General features: G+C 29.4%; 16 protein-coding genes. 13 read left to right on the top strand and 3 right to left on the bottom strand.

The features are described 5' to 3' along the window. Positions 1-87 precede the first annotated feature (87 nt). The 6 genes from AXY43_RS09675 (at position 88) to AXY43_RS09650 (ending at position 9102) form a co-directional block, all read left to right on the top strand. Complete coding sequence (locus AXY43_RS09675; protein WP_105411472.1) at positions 88-1566, top strand: hypothetical protein; 1479 nt, start codon at positions 88-90, stop codon at positions 1564-1566. 886 nt (positions 1567-2452) lie between these two features. Further along, positions 2453-3307: a diguanylate cyclase domain-containing protein gene (locus AXY43_RS09670; RefSeq protein WP_039769554.1), complete on the top strand. Its 855-nt coding sequence runs from the start codon at positions 2453-2455 to the stop codon at positions 3305-3307. A 67-nt stretch (positions 3308-3374) separates the two neighbouring features. Continuing rightward, a complete protein-coding gene (locus tag AXY43_RS09665) occupies positions 3375-4571 on the top strand; it encodes a DUF2334 domain-containing protein (protein WP_242986349.1) in 1197 nt (398 codons plus the stop codon). 4 nt (positions 4572-4575) lie between these two features. Then, positions 4576-5829 (top strand): glycosyltransferase, encoded by a 1254-nt coding sequence (locus AXY43_RS09660; RefSeq protein WP_039769550.1) that lies wholly within the window; start codon positions 4576-4578, stop codon positions 5827-5829. 11 nt (positions 5830-5840) lie between these two features. Further along, entirely contained in the window at positions 5841-8042 is a 2202-nt protein-coding gene (locus tag AXY43_RS09655) for a cellulose biosynthesis cyclic di-GMP-binding regulatory protein BcsB (RefSeq protein ID WP_105411470.1), read from the top strand. Positions 8043-8367: 325 nt separating this feature from the next. After that, positions 8368-9102 (top strand): phosphatase, encoded by a 735-nt coding sequence (locus AXY43_RS09650; RefSeq protein WP_087701137.1) that lies wholly within the window; start codon positions 8368-8370, stop codon positions 9100-9102. A 641-nt stretch (positions 9103-9743) separates the two neighbouring features. On the opposite strand, the gene AXY43_RS09645 is transcribed toward AXY43_RS09650, so the two are convergent. Then, positions 9744-10016, bottom strand: a complete 273-nt coding sequence (locus AXY43_RS09645; protein WP_039769542.1) for an acylphosphatase — start codon at positions 10014-10016, stop codon at positions 9744-9746. A gap of 437 nt (positions 10017-10453) precedes the next feature. Here AXY43_RS09645 and ndk point away from each other — a divergent pair, with 437 nt between their 5' ends. From ndk to AXY43_RS09630, 4 genes are all read left to right on the top strand, one after another. Next, positions 10454-10861, top strand: coding sequence for a nucleoside-diphosphate kinase (ndk, locus tag AXY43_RS09640; RefSeq protein ID WP_012060389.1), 408 nt, complete (start codon positions 10454-10456; stop codon positions 10859-10861). A gap of 676 nt (positions 10862-11537) precedes the next feature. Next, a complete protein-coding gene (gene ltrA, locus AXY43_RS09635; protein WP_012059836.1) occupies positions 11538-12452 on the top strand; it encodes a group II intron reverse transcriptase/maturase in 915 nt (304 codons plus the stop codon). Between the two features lie 132 nt (positions 12453-12584). After that, positions 12585-12881 (top strand): group II intron maturase-specific domain-containing protein, encoded by a 297-nt coding sequence (locus tag AXY43_RS27845; RefSeq protein WP_171786255.1) that lies wholly within the window; start codon positions 12585-12587, stop codon positions 12879-12881. Positions 12882-13616: 735 nt separating this feature from the next. Continuing rightward, the gene (locus AXY43_RS09630) at positions 13617-14477 is read left to right on the top strand and encodes a YcdB/YcdC domain-containing protein (protein WP_023973256.1); all 861 of its coding nucleotides are present in this window, start codon (positions 13617-13619) and stop codon (positions 14475-14477) included. Positions 14478-14569: 92 nt separating this feature from the next. On the opposite strand, the gene AXY43_RS09625 is transcribed toward AXY43_RS09630, so the two are convergent. Further along, on the bottom strand, positions 14570-17044 hold the full coding sequence (locus AXY43_RS09625; protein WP_105411469.1) for a transglycosylase domain-containing protein: 2475 nt from the start codon (positions 17042-17044) through the stop codon (positions 14570-14572). A 106-nt stretch (positions 17045-17150) separates the two neighbouring features. Here AXY43_RS09625 and yunB point away from each other — a divergent pair, with 106 nt between their 5' ends. Then, the gene (gene yunB, locus AXY43_RS09620) at positions 17151-17822 is read left to right on the top strand and encodes a sporulation protein YunB (RefSeq protein ID WP_023973254.1); all 672 of its coding nucleotides are present in this window, start codon (positions 17151-17153) and stop codon (positions 17820-17822) included. A gap of 347 nt (positions 17823-18169) precedes the next feature. Here yunB and hpt read toward each other — a convergent pair whose 3' ends face one another. Then, positions 18170-18691: a hypoxanthine phosphoribosyltransferase gene (gene hpt / locus AXY43_RS09615; RefSeq protein WP_023973253.1), complete on the bottom strand. Its 522-nt coding sequence runs from the start codon at positions 18689-18691 to the stop codon at positions 18170-18172. A gap of 662 nt (positions 18692-19353) precedes the next feature. Between hpt and hflX the strand changes: the two genes are divergently transcribed. Then, positions 19354-21144: a GTPase HflX gene (hflX, locus tag AXY43_RS09610; RefSeq protein WP_039769539.1), complete on the top strand. Its 1791-nt coding sequence runs from the start codon at positions 19354-19356 to the stop codon at positions 21142-21144. A gap of 81 nt (positions 21145-21225) precedes the next feature. Then, positions 21226-21768 carry a hypothetical protein gene (locus tag AXY43_RS09605; protein WP_023973251.1) on the top strand — a complete coding sequence of 181 codons (543 nt, stop codon included), beginning with the start codon at positions 21226-21228 and terminating at the stop codon, positions 21766-21768. The last annotated feature ends 101 nt before the right edge of the window (positions 21769-21869 follow it).

Raw genomic sequence — 21869 nt, 5'->3', positions numbered from 1 at the left:
ATAGATTACATTTTAAAGAATAATTTATAACTTGTTTCACATCCTATAAGTAAAGGAAAATCAAATTATTATTTATGAAGGAGAAAGATGAAAAATATTTTGAATAGAATAAATAGTATTTTTAAAAATATCAATTATCCATTAGCGGCTTTTTTCCTAGTAATAATAATAGGCATATTTACTTTATTTATTAAACCTATTATTGGCATGGCTGATAATGGGGATTTCTATAGAGTGATAAGTTCAAATGGTGTATATGAATTAAATCCCAATGATAGTGATTTATATAATGGATATTTTTATAGGCATTATGGAATTTATAAATACAATAATGATATAGAAAAAAACTTTATATCAACTCAGGGGATTTTTATTAAGATAGCAGTTTACATAAGCCAGATGATTAATAAAAATTTCATTTTAGATATAAGATTCATGTCATGGATGTTTTTATTTGTAGAGGCAATTGGAATTTATTTAATTGTAAAGGTATTAATAAATCAAGTTAGTGAAGAAAAACATAAATTAATAATAACGTTAGTAACCATTTTTATATTTTGTGACACAACATATTTAGCTTATTATAATTCCTTTTATGGGGAAGCTATTAATATAAGTTTCTTTCTGCTCAGCATAGGAATTTTATTAAATATGGCAGAATTCAATAAGTTTAGCAAGCTGAATATATTGTTGTTTGGAATCTCATCTTTTATATTTTTAGGTTCAAAACAGCAGCTTTCTCCAGTTGGTATTTTAATTGCAGTATTATGTCTTAGAATAGGATTTAAAAATAAGGAAAAATTATTTAAGGGGCTATCTATGGTTTTAGCTATTGGATTTGTGATAAGTTCAATATTGTTCTATAAGCAAATAACTGGGGATTTTCAATATATTAATGGATATCATGCAATGAATAGAGGGATTTTATTATATGAAGAAGACCCTGATGAAGTTATGAAATTTTTTAACTTAAATGAGCAGTATTCCTTATTAAAAGATACAACTTTCTATGATGATGTGACTTTAGTTAATTTATATGATAAACAGCTTATAGAGGATTATTATAAAAAATTTACTACAACAAAAATAATCTCTTATTATATTACAAATCCAAGGGCATTTTTTAAAGTGTTAAAAATAGCTTTTGATAATGGATATTCCATAAGACCTAATGCAATGGGGAATTACGAGAAATCTGAAAACAAAGAATTTGGGGCTAAATCATATTTTTTTGCATTATATAGCACAGTAAAAGAAAAAGTATTTACAGGAAATATTGTACTATCAATTATTGTAATAATAGGGTATTGTTATTCTTCAGCTGTTAGATACATAAAGGCGAGAAAAATCAACTGTGATACTATGATTTTCAAAGAAGAGGCATATTTTTATATATTTTTAGTTGGAATATCTCAAATTATAATATCTGTTATAGGGGCAGGAGATGCAGATTTAGCTAAACATGTTTTCATGTATAATATGAGTTTTGATTTGATTTTAATATATTTTATATCTATAAAATTACAAAAGCATCAAGTTAAGATAAAATCAAAAAACAATAAATAGATATATATGTTTTAATTTACAATGCACAATTGTAGCTGAAATTCCTGTAACATTTTTACAACATATATGTTTAAGTTATTAAGCTCATATCTTTACTAGAAATCATAAATATATTTGTAACCACAAGGGTCATAATATGGAGAAAACATTTGAAAATTAGCGTTTGATTTATACTTTGAAATATATTTTATACTAGAAAGTAGAAATATTTTTGCGCAGCAGGCATTTAAAAATGAGATGTTAAAAGTGCTTTATTGTAGGTTGTTCCACTTGTGCTTGTCACACTGAAAGTGGGAGCAAGCACGAGTGGCGACAACCTGCAATTTAGCACTTTCAGCGAAATTTTTATAGTCCTGCGAAGCAACAATGTCTTTACTTTCGGTTGGCTATATGTATAAGTCTAATCCGTACTTGTGTTATCTATATAGATAAGTCAATTATAAGTTAGATTTATACTATGAAATATATCTCAACTAGAAATGAGTAATATACTTTTGTGGAATGTTTCATTGGTAATTTTGATGGATGTGATTCTTTGGCTATAAGTTGTTCCAAATGTGCTAGTTCAAAAAGTGAGAATCGAAAAGTGATGCTCCAAATTTTACATTTGGTAAGCAGAACTTTCCCTGTGGGCATTTTATATTTCGTTCTTCGAACTTTCTCTGTGAGCGCTTGTTCTTTGAGGCTAGCACTTTGGGTGCAACTTTATGGCCTTAGAATCACCCATCATAATTACCTAGAAACTGGAACAAAAGTATGTTATTCATTTCGGCGAGTTATATGCATAAGTTCAGGTCTTAGTTGAATTATCTATATATGAAAGAAACAATAAGTAAAATTTGATTTTGTATTCACTTTCAAGTGTTTTGAACTGGAGGAATGATATGTGGAACCAGTTAATGTAAGAAAAAAGGTTGATATCCTAATAACTATACTTATAGCGTATTTCTTTGTTTTATGTTTAAGCTATAAAGTTTTTGAATTAGATAATTCTTTTGAAAATTATATTATGCTCGAAGTTGTAATGATAATAGCCCTTGTAAGCTATTATACTAATGTTACATTGGCTTTAGTTGTTACTCTTACAGCTGATTTTATTTATATGAGTTACAAATTATATTTAAATTTCTGGGGAAATGTAAATATTGATTTTTACTCATATTACTGGATTTTTCTAATTCCAAGTACAGCTATTTTAATGTCTTTAGTTTCAAGAAATATTTTTGCGCTTCAAACAGAAAATGAAAGTTTGATAAATGAAAATTTAGAATTAGTCATGATAGATGAGGAAACAAATATTAAAAATCAAAGAGCTCTTTTAATGGAGCTGCCAATATATATGAAGCTTAGCACAAGACATAAAATTCCTGTTACCTTACTTATTGTAAAGATTAAGTTTGCAGAAAAACTTAGAAGTATATTAGGAAAAGAAGGATATAAGCTTTTGCTGATTCAGGCAAGTCAGGTTCTTGAAAAAAGTTTAAGAGAAGAAGATATTAAATATATAATAGATGATAAGACTTTTGGGTTTTTGACAATTACTGATATGAGTGGAGCGAAAGTTGTAAAGGAGAGATTTAGAGAGAACATTAATAAATATGATTTTACTACAGGATCTCATTATAAAAAAGTGAAGCTTGATATTCAAATTGGCAGTTATACCTTTGATAATTCTATAAAAGATCCATTGGAACTCATTAGACTGGCAGAGAAGGAATTGGAATATGATATACATGAATAAATGTTTTATTTATAGAGTTATAACAATTTTGATTTGCTTTATAGGCGCTGAGTATTTTATTAACCCCATGAAATGTTATGGAGAAAACGAGAAAATACTTATTTTGTATGATAAAAGTAAGGAATATGGAAGTGAAAAAAATTTATTGAGTGCTTTAGTTAAAAGTCAGTTATCAAAAGAAAAGGAAATTAACATAGCTAAAATTAATATAAATAATTCAAAAGATTTAGGGCAGTACAATGAAATATTCATTTTAAATATAGGAGAAGAAAATCATAGTATAGAGGTATTAAGAGAGGAATTAAAATCATATGAAAGAAAGGTTGACTGGATTAAAAAATCTTCTGAACTTTTAGATAAAAAGGATTTGAAATTAAAAGCTGAAACTTACTTTTATCTTGATAATGTAACTCCTTTTAATGATTTAAATAATTTAATAGGCGAAGTAGATTATTTAAAAGATAAGGGGATTAAATTTTTTATAGAAGCAGCGCCGGTATTTGTAAATGAAAACTTGAAAGCCATGGGCAGATTTTCAGAAGCTCTAAGATATGCACAGGCAAATGGAGGAAAAGTAATACTTAAGTTTCCTATAATTAATTCTAAAGGAGTAAATGGCACAGATACAGGGGGGGAAATAATTGGAGATAAACTTAAAGAGGCCTTTAAGAATTATACTAATTATTGGATTTATCCAGTTGGAATAAATGCTGATGAAGAATTTATCTATAGAGAAGATTTGAAAAATATTTTAGAAAGCACTAATACTTTATTTCTAAATTACAATGAAGATATTAACATTGATATAGATAATTATGAAATCAAAGCGTATACCAATTTTATTCAAAAAGTTGATTTAAACGACTATATTAATAATGAAAAAATAAGCGGTAAAAATGCAATAAAAATAGAAAGTAACTGCAATTTAGAAGAATTTAAAAATAATATTGATAAAGTTTTAAGTAAAGAAATTAATCTTATTCCAAGTAATAAAATGAGCACTTATATAAAGTTTGAAAGTGAAATTAAGAATGATAATGTAAGAGTTTTTTTTAACAATCAAGAGGTAACTCAGGATAGATTTATTAATGCAGAAGAATATGAAAATGCTGTTAACAAAACGATTAATAAAGAAAATCCAATTAAAGAGGATTTAACTCTTATTAATAGAAGACTGGAAATATTCAGTGGAGCAGCTTTAATAATATTTATAGGAATACTTATAATAAGCAGAAATATAGAAAGAAAAAGGTTTTTTAAATAATGGTATGAATATTTTAGATTATTTAGTTATATATTCACTCATAGTAATATGGATAACAATTTTTATGAATGTGATATTAGTAATAGCCGGATATATGTATTATTCAAAAGTAAACAAGGAATATATGTATGAAGAGCTTGAAAGCTATCCATTTGTATCAATATTAGTTCCAGCTCATAATGAAGCTGTAGTAATAAAAAAGACAGTAATTTCTTTGTTAGAATTGGATTATCCAAATGATAAATATGAAATTATAGTAATAAATGATAATTCAAGCGACAATTCTAAAGATGTACTTGAAAATGTCCAAAAAACTTATTATGGCAGAAATCTTATAGTGATTAATACTGATAATATAATAGGGGGAAAAGGAAAATCAAATGCTTTAAACATAGGTCTTCAAAGAAGCAAGGGAGAAATTTTAGCGGTTTATGATGCAGATAATACTCCTGATAAAAATGCTCTTAAGTATTTGGTGCAGACTTTGATAAAAGATAAGAAATTAGGAGCAGTTATTGGAAAGTTTAGATGCAGAAATAAGGATGTAAATTTACTTACAAACTTTGTTAATATAGAAACTCTTACATATCAATGGATGGCGCAGGCAGGAAGATGGTATATGCTTAAACTTTGCACTATTCCAGGAACTAATTTTGTAGTTAGAAGAGAAGTAATGGAAGAAATGGGAGGTTGGGATACAAAAGCTATAACAGAAGATACAGAAGTCAGCTTTAGAATTTACAGAATGGGATATAAAATAAAATTTATGCCTCTTGCAGTAACTTACGAACAAGAACCTCAGACTATTAAAGTATGGTTTAAGCAGAGAAACAGATGGGCAAAAGGAAATATATATGTGGTAATAAAAAATCTGAAATATTTATTTGGACTAGAAGCAGGAGTGACAAAATTTGATATTCTATATTATACTTTGGTTTATTTCTTTTTTTTATCTGCAAGTGTAATATCAGACTGTTTATTTTTGCTTGGAGGAGCAAATTTAATTGAACTTCATATTGGAGGGTATGAGATTATTTTATGGTTTATGGCATTATTAGTATTTGTCTTATCAGTAATGGTAGCAATTTCAACGGAAAAAGGAGAATTGAATGTAAAAAATGTATTGATTATATTTTTAAGCTATTTTACTTATTGCAAAATGTGGGCTATAGTTTCGGTGGCTGGTTTTTACAATTATATAAGGGATGTTGTATTGAAAAAGGAAGCAAAGTGGTATAAGACAGAAAGATTTTCTTAAGGAGGAGCAGCATGAAAGGATATATTTCAAATAAAGTAATGAGGAACAATGAAAAGCACATCTTTGGAGTATTATTTTTTTTCGTGTGTTTTATTTTTTCTACAGCGATTTTGATATTTAATACAGGTGCTGAAGTATTTGCTGCATCTGAAGGAAATAATATAGAAACAACTGAAAGTATAAAAACTTATAGTTTAAGTAATGACATATCCGTTAATGGAACTTTTTCAAGTCATAGTATATATTTCAATGTAGATAAATGGTGGGAAAATACTAAAGCTGAAGTTCAAATGAATTTTTCTATAAATCAATTAATTGATAATAGTAAAAATTCCTATATAAAATTATCCGTTAATGGAACGCCTTTTTATTCTCAAAAAGTTTATTACAGAGCAGATTCAGAGGTTCAGCAGTTAACGGTATCTATACCAAAGGAGCTAATAAAAACTGGATCTAGTGAATTAAAAATAGAAGCTTACTTAAGATCATCTGAGGACCCATGTGTAGATGATGTTAATTCAGCTAATTGGTTTGTAATAAAAGATGGTACTAACATAAAAACAACCTTTAACAATATTATTTCCAATAATAAAATATCTGATTTTCCATATCCATTTTTAAAAAATCATGATAATGATAGTGATTTAGAGGATTTATTAATTATAATTCCAGATGATTACACTGATTCAGAGCTTAGTGCTGCATACATCTTAAATTCATATTTACAAAAACTAAATGATAAATATGAAAATAAAATAAGTATAACTAAGTATGGAGATTTTCAAAAAGGAGAAAATACCAATAATATATTTATTGGAAAATTTAATAGTTTTCCTAATGAGTATACAGAAGAAAATGATCAAAGTGATGAATGTCTTATAAAAATATCAAATTCATTGTATTCAAAAAATACAAATATTAAAAACATGATGATTTTATGCAATGATAATGACAACTTAATAAGAGGAGTTAAAGCACTGGGAAACCAAGAGTTAATATCTCAGTTAAGTGGTGATACTTATAAAGTAAATAAAGATTTAAAGGTAGATACAGTTCCAGATACTAAAAGTGGAAAAATCACTTTTGACAATATGGGAATTGGTGAAATACAGTTAAAAGGTGTTTTTAGAAGAGAAGCTGGAATAAGCTATAGTATTCCTAAAAATAAGGTTTTTTCTCAAAGCGATAAGCTTAAAATTTTTATGAGATATTCAGATAATCTTGATTTTGATAAATCTTTAGTTACAGTGTACGTTAATAATACACCTATAGGAAGTAAAAAACTTGATAAGGGTAAGGCTTTAAATGATGAATTGGAGCTTAGTTTACCAAATGATATAAGTTACACAAACTATTTAGATATAAAGCTTGGTTTTGATTTAATTTTAAAAGATACATATTGTGAAAAAAGAGAAGAGGATATGCCTTGGGCCCTTGTTACAAGAGATTCGTATTTATATATTGGTGATAACGATACGGAAGGATATTATTTTTCAAGTTACAGTGCACCATTCGTAAAAGACGAAATGTTTAATGATACTGCAATGATTGTTCCAGATAGTCTAAGTTCTAAAGAAATGAATTCATTAGAAAAAGTTATTGGTTTTTTAGGAAAAGATGTTACCTACAATAATGGAGATTTTAAAGTTATCAGTAATTCAAATGTGACAGCTGATGATAAAAAGAAAAATATAATAGTCTATGGAACACCAAAAACTAATAAATTAATTCCAGAGATAAATGATAAATTATGGTTTAAGTATGATGAAAGCTATTCAAAATTTTTATCAAACGAAAAGCTTCAATTAACAGAACCTTTTAGCTATAAGATTGCAAATTTCCAATTTGATATATCAAAATACAACAGCCAAAAGGCAATGCTTGTATTAACCTCACCAGATAATAAAGTATTAGAGGACTCTCTAGATTATTTAAGTGTAACGGAGATGTTTCAAAAACTTAATGGAGACTGCGCAATAATAGATGAAGAGGGGAATATTAAAACATATAAAATGAAAAAAGAAACTACAAAGCCAGTTTATGAAAAGGTAGAGGAATTAGGCGGCAATGCTAAGATAATGCTTATAATAATAGGTTTGTTTATAATATTTGCAGTAATTGCTATAGTTCTATATTTATATAAAAACAAAAGCAAAGACAAGAGCGATAAAGGTAAAATAGGAAGTAGAAGAAGACGATACAATAAAAAATAATAAATTATATATTAAGTCAAGTTTTTATTATATAAGTAGAGTGGAGCAGTAGATCCTACTATATGAGACCAATATAATTATTTTTAAGTAAATGTTTTCGGAGGCCTGATCGTATTTGAATAAAAATTTAAATATGATAACATAGTAATTGAGAAAAATAATAATTAAATACTTTATAAACTATATTTGTTGTAATGTACAATTCACATTTCACAACGCACAATTAATTGTAGCTAAAGTTCTTGTAATATTTTTAGAATTACGATGAAGAATTATTTTTGCAACATATATAGTTTTGCCAAAAATAGATAAATGGGGTGATATAATGAAATATGCATTAGATGTGCATACTCATACTATAGCAAGCGGCCATGCTTACTCAACCTTAATGGAAAATGCAAAAGCTGCTTCGGAGAAAGGAATAAAGGTGCTTGGTACTACAGAGCACGGAATTACTATGCCACATTCTCCGCATATATGGTATTTCAATAATTATAAGGTGCTGCCAAGAGAACTTTTTGGAGTTACAATGCTTTATGGAACTGAGGCTAACATAATTGATTATGATGGAAGCTTAGACATGGATGATTTAACATTAGAGAAATTGGACATTGTAATTGGAAGTATACATGATGAAGTTTACAAAGTTGGAAATATTGCAGAAAATACACGAGCTTTTATAAACGTAATAAAGAGTGGAAAAGTTGATATAATTGGTCATCTTGGAAATCCAGGAGTTCCAGTTGACTTTGAAGAAGTAATAAAGTGTGCTAAGGAAAATGATATTTTAATAGAAATTAACAATAGCTCATTTACAACATCTAGAATTGGAAGTTTAGGTAATTGTACAAAAATAGCATCGCTATGTAAGGAGCATGAGACTAAGCTAATAATAAATAGTGATGCGCACTTTTGTACTCGTATTGGGGAATTTACAGAAGCTATTAATATGCTAGAATCAATAGAATTCCCGGAAGAACTTATAATAAATAATGATCCAAAGGAATTATTATTGAGATTAAAGAAAAAAGGTAGAATAAAAGATTTAGAAGTAGAATAATTGCAATAGAAATTAAACAATAGAATGTATGATAAGCTAAATTCTTATAGATATCCAAATTTAAAATTATATTTATGTGTGGGAAAACCGAAATTAGATACAAATTTGTTCCAGCGGACTAGTGAAATTTTCGCTGGATAGTTCTAAGTGGAAGGTTGAACTCATTTCTGCATGCTCCAAAAACAAGTTTAGGACAAGCAGAAAATGGAACAACCTTCAACTAAGAACTATCACAACTCAATTTCAAATGCCGCTTTCTCAAACATGTATCTAATTTCTAGTATAATTCACAAAGATTAAAGTATAGGTATATCTTTTGGGTTGGATATCTATAGTATGGATACCCAATCATAAACTATACGTAAACTATGAAATATCCTCCAGATAGAAATGAGTAATATACTTTTGTGGAATGTTTCATTGGTAATTATGATGGATGTGATTCTTTGGCTATAAGTTGTTCCAAATGTGCTAGTTCAAAGCTTATTCTTTGAGGCTAGCACTTTGGATGCAACTTTATAGACTTAGAATCACCCATCAGAATTACCTAGAAACTGGAACAAAAGTATGTTATTCATTTCGGAGAGTTATCTGTATAAGTTCAGGTATTAGTTGGGTTATGTATACATTCTATTTTTTGACTAATATTTAATTGAAAACTTTTTTTCACCATCTAATACTGGAAGTATATTTAAATCTATATCGGAAACTTTAGCAAATCCATTTCCTTTTTTTATTTCGGAAACGAAAGATAAGACATTAGTTTCTAGTCCTTGAACCTCAATTTCTACATTTCCGTTCATAAGATTCCTACACCAACCAGTTAAATTTAGTTTGCAAGCTGTAAGTTGAATAAAATATCTAAAACCAACCCCTTGTACTCTTCCTTGTACTATTGCTGAATATCTAATCATGTGTTTATCCTCCAATTCCTTTATAAATCGATACTTTTGATAAAATATGTTTTTCTCATATCAGGCCTATTAGGTCAATTTGCTGATGAGCAGAGAAACCAAATCTATGATTTGGTGTGAATTAGTTAAGCAGACATTCAAATCTGTGATTTGATGATGGCCGCTTACTCTGTGAATACTCAGTGAGCGCATGTGAGTCGAGCTTCCAATGATGTAAAATAGGATGGCAAATATACTTGTTATTTATTTGATTGTTCCTAGCTATAGTGATTCATATAACTTAACATATATTTCATTATTTATTTTTTTATTATATCATAATACATCTAAAAATTAGATGATAATCACAAAAGTATTTATAATTTTCAGAATCTTTAGTATAATGTATATGTATTAGGGAATAATATGAATTAATTACACTATATGGAGGTCTTCGTATGATTGAAAGAAGCGTAGTATTAGTTAAACCAGATGGAGTAGAAAGAAATATAATAGGAAACATTTTAAGTTGTTATGAAGATAATGGTTTAAAAATAGTAGCCCTAAAGCTTATGAGAGCTACAAGAGAAATTGCTGAAAAGCATTATAGTCAACATAAAGGAAAAGACTTTTATGAGGAACTTATAACGTTTATAACAAGGAGCCCGCTATGTGCATTAATATTGCAAGGTGAAGATGCTGTAGCAAGAATAAGAAAGATTAATGGAGCAACTAGTCCAACAGATGCAGAAGAAGGAACAATAAGACATAGATATGCTAGAAGTAAGACAGAAAATTGTGTTCATGCATCAGACACTGTAGAAAGTGCTAAAGAAGAAATTGCTTTATGGTTTCCAGAAATATAAAATACGGACTTTAAATGAATGAATAATTGAATATTAGATTTAAAAAGGCCTACTTAGAATACAATTAGTATTTAAAGTAGGCCTTTTTGTGTGTGGAGAATATAGATATCCAACTGTAAAACTAAATTTATGTGGTAACTTACCGGTACGCCAAGCAAGGGCGTAAAAGATAATGAGGGCTAACCTTCCTCATTATTACTATATAGCAGGTGGGAATCCTGCATGACAAAGGCCAGCAACCAGTCATTAGTTAGTCTTGGGCTTATTATGGCGATGTAATAAGTTAAGTGTAGACAAACAAGGTACCAGGCCGCAAGCGAATGCTGAAACTACTAGCCACGAAATTATCACAAAGTCAGAAAGGACGATAATATCGGTAAATTAGAAGTCAGAACATAGATAATCATTATTGCAAGAATATCTGTGCTTTCTCGTGGTTTTAAGGTGTAGCATGGTATACATTGATATAGTACGTCAACTTGGGAGGACTCATTATTCTCTGACTTCAGAGTATGGAAAACAATGATTAGAAATCAGAGGTATTCAAATGATAATGAGTAGTCGGATTACACCATAGTACTGAAGAAATGAGTAATGACCATGGAGGGAAGGGTGTAACATATTATAGACCTTGAAAAGAGAAACAGAAATTCTCACACAGAGGAGGAAAAAAAAAATGTACACAAAACTTGAGAGGATAGCAGAAATAGCTGGAAATAATCCTAAAGAGAAATTTACATCACTAATGCATTTAGTTAACAAGGAAATGCTAATTTTATGCCATTATGAACTGAGCGGAAATAAGGCTACAGGAGTGGATAAGGTAACAAAGGAAGAATATGAAACTAACTTAGAGAATAATATTGATAATCTACTAATTAGAATGAAGACTTTTAAATATAGACCGCAGCCTGTAAGGAGAGTATACATAGATAAGTCTGGTTCAAACAAGAAAAGACCTCTAGGTATACCGGCATATGAAGACAAAGTTGTACAATTAGCCATTAATAAAATATTAAAATCAATATATGAACAAGATTTCATTGATAGTTCTTTTGGGTTTAGACAAAATAGAAGTTGTCATGATGCTCTTAAAATCTTAAATGTATATTTATCTGAAAAGAATGTGAATTATGTTGTAGATGCTGATATTAAAGGATTCTTTGATAATGTTGACCACAAGTGGTTGATGAAATTTCTTGAACACAGGATTGCAGACAAGAACTTACTTAGATATATAGGTAGATTTTTGAAAACTGGAATAATGGAAAACGGAAAGTTTTATAAAGTATATGAAGGAACTCCACAAGGGGGAATAATATCTCCAACATTAGCAAACATTTATTTACATTATGTTTTAGATATATGGTTTAATAACTTTATCAAAAAGAAGTGTAAAGGACAGGCGTACATAGTACGCTATGCGGATGATTTTGTTTGCTGTTTTCAGTATGAAGACGAAGCGAAAGCTTTCTATGAAGCATTGAAAAACAGATTAGACAAATTTAACTTGCAGGTAGCTGAAGATAAAACTAAAATATTATATTTCGGTAAGAATGCCTACTATGATAGAAAATTCAAGAGAGCATGAAAGTTAGAATCATATAAAGATAGAACTTTTGATTTTCTAGGATTTACACACTTCTGCAGTTGCAGAAAGAATGGAAGTTTTAGAGTTAAGAGGAAGACTAGCTCAAAGAAATTTGGAGCTAGCATAAAGAGATTGAATGAATGGTTAAAGAATAATAGAACAGTGCCGCTCACATTATTAATGGAGAAACTGACACAGAGACTAATAGGATATTATAGGTATTACGGAATCACTGACAACAGTTTAAGTCTCGCAACTTTCAGATATTTAGTAAGAAAACTAACTTTTAAATGGCTAAACAAAAGAAGTCAGAAAAGAAGTTATAACTGGAGAAGTTTTGACACTATGTTTGAGTGCTTCAAAATACCTAAAGCTAAAATATATGTTAATATTTTCAACTTAAAAGAAGATATATCATATATACTGTGAATTATAATGTGGGGAGCCGTATGCGGGAAATCCGCACGTACGGTTCTGAGAGGGGTTAGGGAAGTGATTCCCTAGTCTACTTACCAAATCATAAATATTTTGTTCCGAAAAGCTATGAAAATATTGCTGAAGGTTCTAAGCAGCAGGGTGTATCCACTTTAGCATGCTCCAACTTTCCTAGGGAAGCTCGACTCATTACATTTGCTGAGGAAGTTCGAGAACCCAAAATAAAATTTTGGACTCTCACTTCACAAGCTAAAATGGAACAACCTACAGCTAAGAACCTTTAACAGCTCATTTTCAAATGTTTTCTACACAAATATATTTATGATTTCTAGTGAAGATACGAGCTTAAAGTATTAGAAATTTTACAAATATATTCATCTAATAAATCTAGTTTTGAAGTTGAACACCATGGAAATTGAAAGTACAAAGTTCTAATATATATTACGAAAATAATCCTTCATAATAATTCCGAAAATACTATAAGAATTTTAGTTGTAATTGTGAAATGTGCATTTTGAATTGCAACATATATGAGTTCTAAATTATATAGTCATTCTTTATAAAATTATTCAGTTTGTAGTGTCTAATAGTCTAAATAAGGCTCTGATGAATTAAATTTGGATTGGCTGTTGGAACAGATGGAATTGTTATTTTTTTGAATGTGACTAGTATAAAAATATGGTATAATAAAATGGAATAGCAATGTTAAGTCTGCAAGGGAGGTAATTAATGAAGTTAAGGAAAGCGAGTATTATAGGGGGAATAATTTTAGTTTGTCTCATCATAATAATAGTCATAATACTGTATAATCTGATTGGTCCAGGTGCAAAAGATATTAGGGCATCTAAGGATTTTATGGCTAGGTTATATTCAATTAATGCAATAAATACTGAACAAAATTTAGAATCTATAAAATATGAAAGAAGAAGGACGCTAAATAGTCAGAATGAATTAGTTCATAGAAGTATAGTAACTCAAGGTTTTGGTATAGATTTAGATAAAGATAATAATGTAATAGGTTTTGCAAAAAAAGAAATTCCAGCAAATGCAACAAAAATTAATTTACAAGATGCTAGAACTTTAGCAGAAGGGTACTTAAAGAACATATATGATGGAGAAGTGGTCTTAAAGACAATTAATAGCAATGAGGATGCTAAAAAGCTGCCATATTACTCATTCATATATACAAAGCAAAAGAATGGATATCCGTTTTATTTCGATGAAATAAAATTAAATATTGATAAAGAAAGTGGATTTCTAGATGGGTATTCCAACTCTACAATGCAAAGGGAATGTAAAGATCCTGTAATAAATATTTCTAGTGGAGAAGCAAAAAAAATATCCGTTGACTCTTTTGAAAAATACAATAAAGAAACTGTAGTTAAAGATGAAACTGATTTAGTTTATGCAGATAATAGAATGGAAAAAGAAAAAAATCCAATATATGAAGTCTGTTACATTGTAACTATAGATGGTAAAAATGATAAGGAGGCAAATATTAGTTGGAAGTTTTTTATTAGCGCTGAGAGCGGTGATGTTTTAAATATATTAAAAGATGGCGCTGAAAAAGAAGTTATTACAAATAAATAAAAAGATAGAGGATTAATCTGATATTTGATTATCCTCTATTTTTATTTTATAGAAATTTAAAATTTAGCAAATTCATAATATACTTGAGCTATTTAATTATTTGTTGGTGGATGCTGATTGTTACTACCAGGTCCGTAAGAATTATGTGTAGTATTCTTGTTACCACCAGTGCTGGCATTATTAGAATTTGAATTATTATTCTCATTATTATTTTCAGTTTTCTGCGAAGGTTCCGTACTACCAACGACAGGTGGAGCTAGTGCGTCATTATTAGTTGCAGGAGGAGTCTCGGAATCTGCTGGGGCATTACCCGAATTTGAATTATTATCTGCAGGGTTTAAATTAGCTGAAGATCCGTTATTAAAATTATATCGATTAGTACCAGAGTGTATTGTGCAATTTGAAGTTGGTTGTGTTCCATCGATGAATAATTCTTCATAAACCCTGCTTCCTCTAAGGTCAAAATTACAGAAAAGGGTTGAAAGTTCACCAGAATCCTTACAAACACTAGCTTTTACTATTCCGCTAGGCTCTTCTATATCTTTTGCCTCTAACTTTGCATGAGCTTTAGCCATTAATTTTCCCCAAACAACAGCGCACCCACTTGAACTACCATGGAGTTCTTTAGGATTATCATATCCAATCCAAACAGAAGCTGATAAGTAAGGTGAAAGTCCTGCAAACCATAAATCTGTGGAATTAGAAGTAGTACCAGTCTTACCAGCAACAGGCATATTGCCCCACTTTGCACCAGTAGCATTGTATTCATTTACTGGTCCTTTTAACATATCATATAGAATATATGCAGCTTGTGGTGAAAAAACTTTTGCTTGTTTTGGCGAAGTATTATCAAGTAAAACTTTACCTGTAGAATCAACTACTTTTGTATATAGCATAGGCTCTGTATATATACCGTTATTACCAAAGCTGCCATATGCAGCAGCTAAGATAGATGTATTACCACCGTCCCTATCACTTGGAGAGTTATTGAATTGTCCTAAAGCAACAGCTGCCATTGATGACTTAGAAGCAGCATTATACTTTAGACCAAGCTTTTCACCGTATTCAATACCAGTTTTCATACCGATCTTATCTTCTGTTAAAACTGCACCAGTATTCTTTGAATGCGTAAGAGCATCTCTTGAGGTCATAAGTCCTGAATATTCATTAGGGGAATTTAGAGGATTATAAGGACCATCTTTTGCTGGAGAATACTTCTTTCCGATTTCAGGAGGTATTGGTGCATCATTTATAGGTGTTGCAGCAGTTATAATTTTTTGATCTATGCCAGGACCATATACCGTTAATGGTTTTGTAGACGATCCGATAGGACGCAAATCATTATAAGCTCTATTTATTGATTGCGGACCTTGTTTACCACGTCCCCCAACCATTGCAAGAACATGACCATTTCTGTAATCCATTATTGTTGCGGACGCTTGTAATAAAGGAACGCCATCTTTATCGTAGCTTTCCTTGTTATTAATTCCTAAGTTTTTATAATTATCTAAAGTAGATTGGGTAAAATCTTGAAGCTCTTTATCCATGGTTGTATAGATTTTAAGACCACCATTAACCATTAATTTAGATACTTCTTCATCTGAATATTTATATTTTTCCTTTAGGTCTTCTTTTACCTGAGACACAGCAGGATATACAAACCATTCATAGTTTAATCTATAGTCCTTTTTAATTGATTTAAATACTAGACCACCATTTTTAACATCGTTAGCGGCCTTATCATATTGAGCGTCATCAATATATTGAAGCTTGTGCATCTGACTTAAAACAGTAAGTGTTCTATTAATATAAGGACTTGGATCCTTTTGATTGTTATAAGCACTATATGAACTTGGAGCTTGAGTAATTCCGGCTAGATATGCACATTCAATCAAAGATAAATCGGGTGTGCTTTTACCAAAATATAATAAAGATGCAGCCTCCACTCCATACACATGACCACCTAGGGGAATTGTGTTCAAATAAGCTGTTAAAATTTGATCCTTTGTTAATGCTTTTTCTAAATTAATAGCTAAATAAGCTTCTTTTATCTTTCTTTCGATAGAAACATCATTAGTTAAAATTGTGTTTTTAAGTAATTGTTGAGTTAGTGTAGATGCTCCATGTAGTCCTTTTTGTCCAGTAACAAATCTCTTTGCATCTAAAAAAGCTGCACCTACAATTCTCTGAATGTCTATTCCATTATGTTGGTAGAATCTTTCATCCTCGATGGATACAAAAGCATTTTTTAAGTTAGATGGTATTTTGCTTGAATCTATAACGTAACGTTCCTCATCAGTCTGCATATTATCCATAAAGTCCCCAGCACTATCATATATACTGGAAGGTTGGTTTAAAGTTAATACAGCATCGACATTTAGAGGAGGCGTAGTTTTTATAATAGCAAAAGCATAACCTGCGCATACTACTAACATTGCAAGAAAACAAAATATAAAACCAAAACATATGCCCTTAAAAATTTTTTTTGATTTCTTTTTCTTCTTTTTAGATGGCTTTTTTTTTCGTGGGGCATTGTTTGGTTTTTTCACGTTATCATTAATTGCCATTTTATCCTCCTAAAATTACAAGGTATATAATTTAATAATATTCTATATCATTATAGCATAATTATAGTATGATTAAATAAATAACTCAATAATAAAGGTGTTGACAATGCAATATTATACAAGACGAAAAACGCATAAATACATATCATTTATAGTACTTATTATAGTTATTATTGTCATTTTAAACATAACTGTAATGTTTTTTGATCAAAGGGTCATGCCCTCTGTGACAGAAATAGCGACAATAATGGCAAAGTCCCAAACATTAGATATAATAAATAAAAAAAGTGTAGATATTTTATCAAAAGATTTTAAGTATGATGAGATGGTAAAAATTGAAAAAGACAACCAAGGCAATATAATTTTAATTCAAGCGGATACTGGAAAATTGAATTATATAGCAGCTGAATTGTCTACAGAATGTAATAAAGAATTAAGTGATATGAAGAACAATGCAATAAAAGTTCCTTTAGGCTGGATGAGTGATAAAAGTGCCTTTTATAATGTTGGCCCTAAGATAAGTGTTGAGATAGAGCCTATAGGAAATATAAGTACAAGTTATGAATCTAAATTTGAAAGTGCTGGAATTAATCAAACTAGGCATAAGATATACTTAAATGTTACAGCTAAAATCAGGCTTAGACTTCCACTAAGGAATCAAGATGCTGAGGTGAGCACACAAGTTCCGGTTTCAGACACAATCATAGTTGGAAAAATACCAAATACAACTCTTGGATTTCCTACAAATGATCAGAGCAAGAGTGGGGATACAAATTAAAGGTATAGATAAACATTATATAACCCAGACTTATGCTATAGCTTACCGAAATTATAAATGTTTTAATTCCGAAAAACTATGAAAATATCGCTGAAGGTTCTAAGTAGCAGGTTGTATCCACTTTAGCATGCTCCAACTTTAAGTGTGACAAGCTAAAATGGAACAACCTACTACTAAGAACCTTTAACAGCTCATTTTCAAATGTTTTCTTCACAAAAATATTTATAATTTCTAGTGAATATATAAACTTAGGTCTTAATTTGGATATCCATAGAAAAAAGGTTATAAGAATTCGCCTTATAACCTTTTTTCTTAAAATTAAATTGAATAGCCTTACCTATTTGTTTTTATTCCCAATTAAATACGTAAGGAACATTTCTATAATAATCCCCGTAGTTTAATCCGTATCCAACTACAAATACATCGTCAATTTCAAAACAGCAGTAATCAGGTTGTATATGTACTTTTCTACGAGAAGGTTTATCAAGAAGAACACAAGTCTTTACAGAAGCTGGGTTCAAACCTTTTATGTAATTATAAACGAAATCCATTGTAATTCCAGTATCAACTATATCATCAACTATAAGAACGTCCCATCCTTCAATATTATCAGAGATATCATTAACTACTTTAACAGACCCAGAAGATGTTTCGCTATGTCCGTAGCTTGATGTAGTCATAAATCCTATTTTAGCATCTAAATCTATAGCTCTAGCTAAATCAGCAGCATAGATAAAACTTCCACGAAGTAAAGATAAAATGTAAAGTTTTTTACCTTTATAATCTTCAGCAATAGTTTTTCCTAATTCCTTTATTCTTGTATTAATTTGTTCTTCAGAAAAAAGAATGTTACGTTTCTTATCTTCCATGTTTAAAAAACTCCTTTTATATTTATTTTTCAAATGTACACATTTCCTTAAAAATACACAGCTTATTATTAACATATAAGTTCTAAAATAATATAATTCATTCTATTTGGTTTACAATAACTGATAGTTTGAATTTATTTTTGATGAATTTAATTTTTTAGAATACATAATATATTATGTTGCAATTCACAATGCACATTTCACAATTCACAATTACGGCTAAAATTCTTGCAATATTTTTAGAATTATGATGAAGAATTATTTTTGCAATATATATGATTACAGATAAAATACTCATAGGTATTTATAAATTGTTGCATATTTTTCAAGTTATGTGATAATTTACTCTAAATTTATAAAATGTATATTGTCAAGTGTAGATTATTAAAGTTATAATTAATGAATTAATAGTATAAAATTATATGAAAGTTGTCAAGATAGGGATATGAGGAAAATAGCGAGTTAAAGATGTAATGAAAAGTTCTTATGTGCAACATACAGGCTCTTTTCTAATATGTATATTTTGCGTCAGGAAAGTAGGAAGGTTTAACGCATAGAGAACTATCAAGGTAAACCTAACGATGCAGTATGACACGAGATAGATAAACATACTGTTTTGTTATTTTCTTAAATATCCCTTGGCTAATGTGAGGTGTTTATTAATGATATATGGAAATATTGAAGGAATTAGAAAATCTTTAATAGAAGAGTTAGAGAATATTTATTCTATAAGAAATTTAAAGGATGAAATATGTAATGAAGAAATTTTAAATATTATTTCTAGAGTTTCTAGTTTTATTGAAAGAGAAATCAGTGTAGCTATAAATAGAAAAGGTAATGTCACATCTGTTGCAATTGGAGATTCTACATCTGTTGAGGTTCCAATAATAGATATAGATGAAAAGAGATTATCAGGTGTTAGAGTTATACATACTCATCCAAATGGTTATTGTAATCTTTCAGCGCTAGATTTAACAGCTCTATTAAAATTAAAGCTAGATGCAATTATATCAGTGGCTATAACAGATGGTAATATAATAGATTTTTCTTTGGGAATGCTTAGTTTATATAACAATAAATTAGAAACAGAAGAAAAAAGTAATCTTTCTTTAAATGAAATTATGTCTATAAATATTTTAGATAGGATAAGATTTATAGAAAATTTAATTAAGAACAATGATGTCATAGAGGAAACAGAAGAAAAAGCAATATTAGTTGGTTCTGATACAAAAGAAAGTCTAGAGGAATTAGCAGAGCTTACAGAAGCCTGCAACATACCTGTTTTAAAAACTGTATTCCAAAGCAGAAGTAAAATTGATGCAGCATACTTTATTGGACGAGGTAAAGTGTTGGAAATTGCTTCTATGAGGCAGGTAGAAAGAGCTAATGTAATAATATTTGATGATGAGCTTTCAGGATCTCAAGTTAGAAATTTAGAAGCTGCATTAGGAGCCAAAGTAATAGATAGAACAACATTAATATTAGAAATATTTGCAACAAGGGCTAAAACTAAAGAATCAAAAATTCAAGTAGAGCTAGCTCAGTTGAAATATAGATTAGGTAGATTACAGGGACTCGGAACTATATTATCTAGAACAGGTGGTGGTATAGGAACTAGAGGACCTGGAGAAAAGAAGCTTGAAACAGATAGAAGACATATAATGGAAACAATATATGATTTAAAAGATGAGCTTAAGAAAATAAAAAGAACTAGAGAAGTACAAAGAGAAAAGAGAAGAAAAGAAAATATTCCTAAAGTATCTTTAGTTGGATATACTAATGCAGGAAAATCAACTTTAAGAAATACACTTTGTGATTTGGCAGCAAAAAATGAAAATAAAACTAAGGAAAAAGTATTTGAAGCAAATATGCTTTTTGCAACATTAGATACTACAACAAGAGCTGTAACTCTAAGTAAAAAAGGAGTGATAACTCTTACAGACACAGTTGGTTTTGTAAGGAAATTACCACATGATTTGGTGGAAGCATTTAAATCAACTTTAGAAGAAGTTATATTTTCAGATCTTCTATGCCATGTAATAGATGTATCTTCAGATAGTGCAATAGATCAATATAATGCTGTAAATGAAGTTTTAAGTGAGCTTGGGGCTATAGATAAAGAAACAATATTAGTTTTAAATAAAATAGATAAAGCTACTGAAGAACAAAAAGCGCGAATTAAAGAATTTGCAGTAGGAAATTTTGATGTAATAGAAATTTCGGCTAAAGAAAAAATAAATTTAGATAAATTGCTAAGTTTAATTGAGGAAAAATTGCCATATAATTATAGAAAAGTAGAGTATTTAATACCTTATGAGAAAGGCGATATTCAATCTTTCTTACATAGAAATGCTAGAATACTTGAAGAAGAATATAAAGATAATGGAACATATATGGTAGCAGAAGTAGATGATGAAGTTTTTAATAAAACTCAGGAATACGCTAAGATATAAGGTTAACTGATTAAATATAATAATAAATATAGTTCTTCCGTAATATACTTAAATAAGAATTGTTATAGGAGACTATAGTTTATGGAAACAAGTGGACCATTAAATCAATTAGATCCTAGAAGCGCAAGATCCCTAAGAACTGCTCAGAGGGCATTGAATCAGGGAAGTACAGGTGCTAATGCGACTGATGCCGCTGGTAATGAAAATGTATCATCGGATTTAAATAATGAACTAAGAGATATGCAGAATCAAGTATTAACGCAATTATCAAATATGAGTACAGCAATAGCACAAATAAGTGCAGCTCAAACTAATGTTGCTTCAATTAGAGTCGAGCAGATAAGTTTAACTTATTTTACTAGAGAGGTACGTCCTTTACTTGATGCATTATACTTTATCTCTATATCATCTTTAAATATAGCAGGAGTTGCACAGGTAATACAAAGTAATACTTTTGGTGAGAGAAAAGAACTAAGGGAATCATTGGAGCTTGTTTATGAAATGAATCACGAACTTAATCAGATATTAGAGTCATTAAGCAGGCGTTTGAAGATTTACATACATCAGATAAAGAAAATGGATAAAGATTGTCCGCCATTTGTGAATAGAACAGAAGATTCTTAGATATTATATTTAAGAATCTTTTTTTATTCTTTAGGAATTTATATTCCAATAAAATCTGTGGATAATTTAAAAAAGGTTGATTGACTAGTTTTTGTATTTTA

The organism is Clostridium sp. MF28 (genome assembly GCF_002969175.1).
Lineage (GTDB): Bacteria > Bacillota > Clostridia > Clostridiales > Clostridiaceae > Clostridium > Clostridium beijerinckii.
Note: the sequence above shows the minus strand (reverse complement) of the source record. Positions and strands in the feature narration are given on the sequence as shown.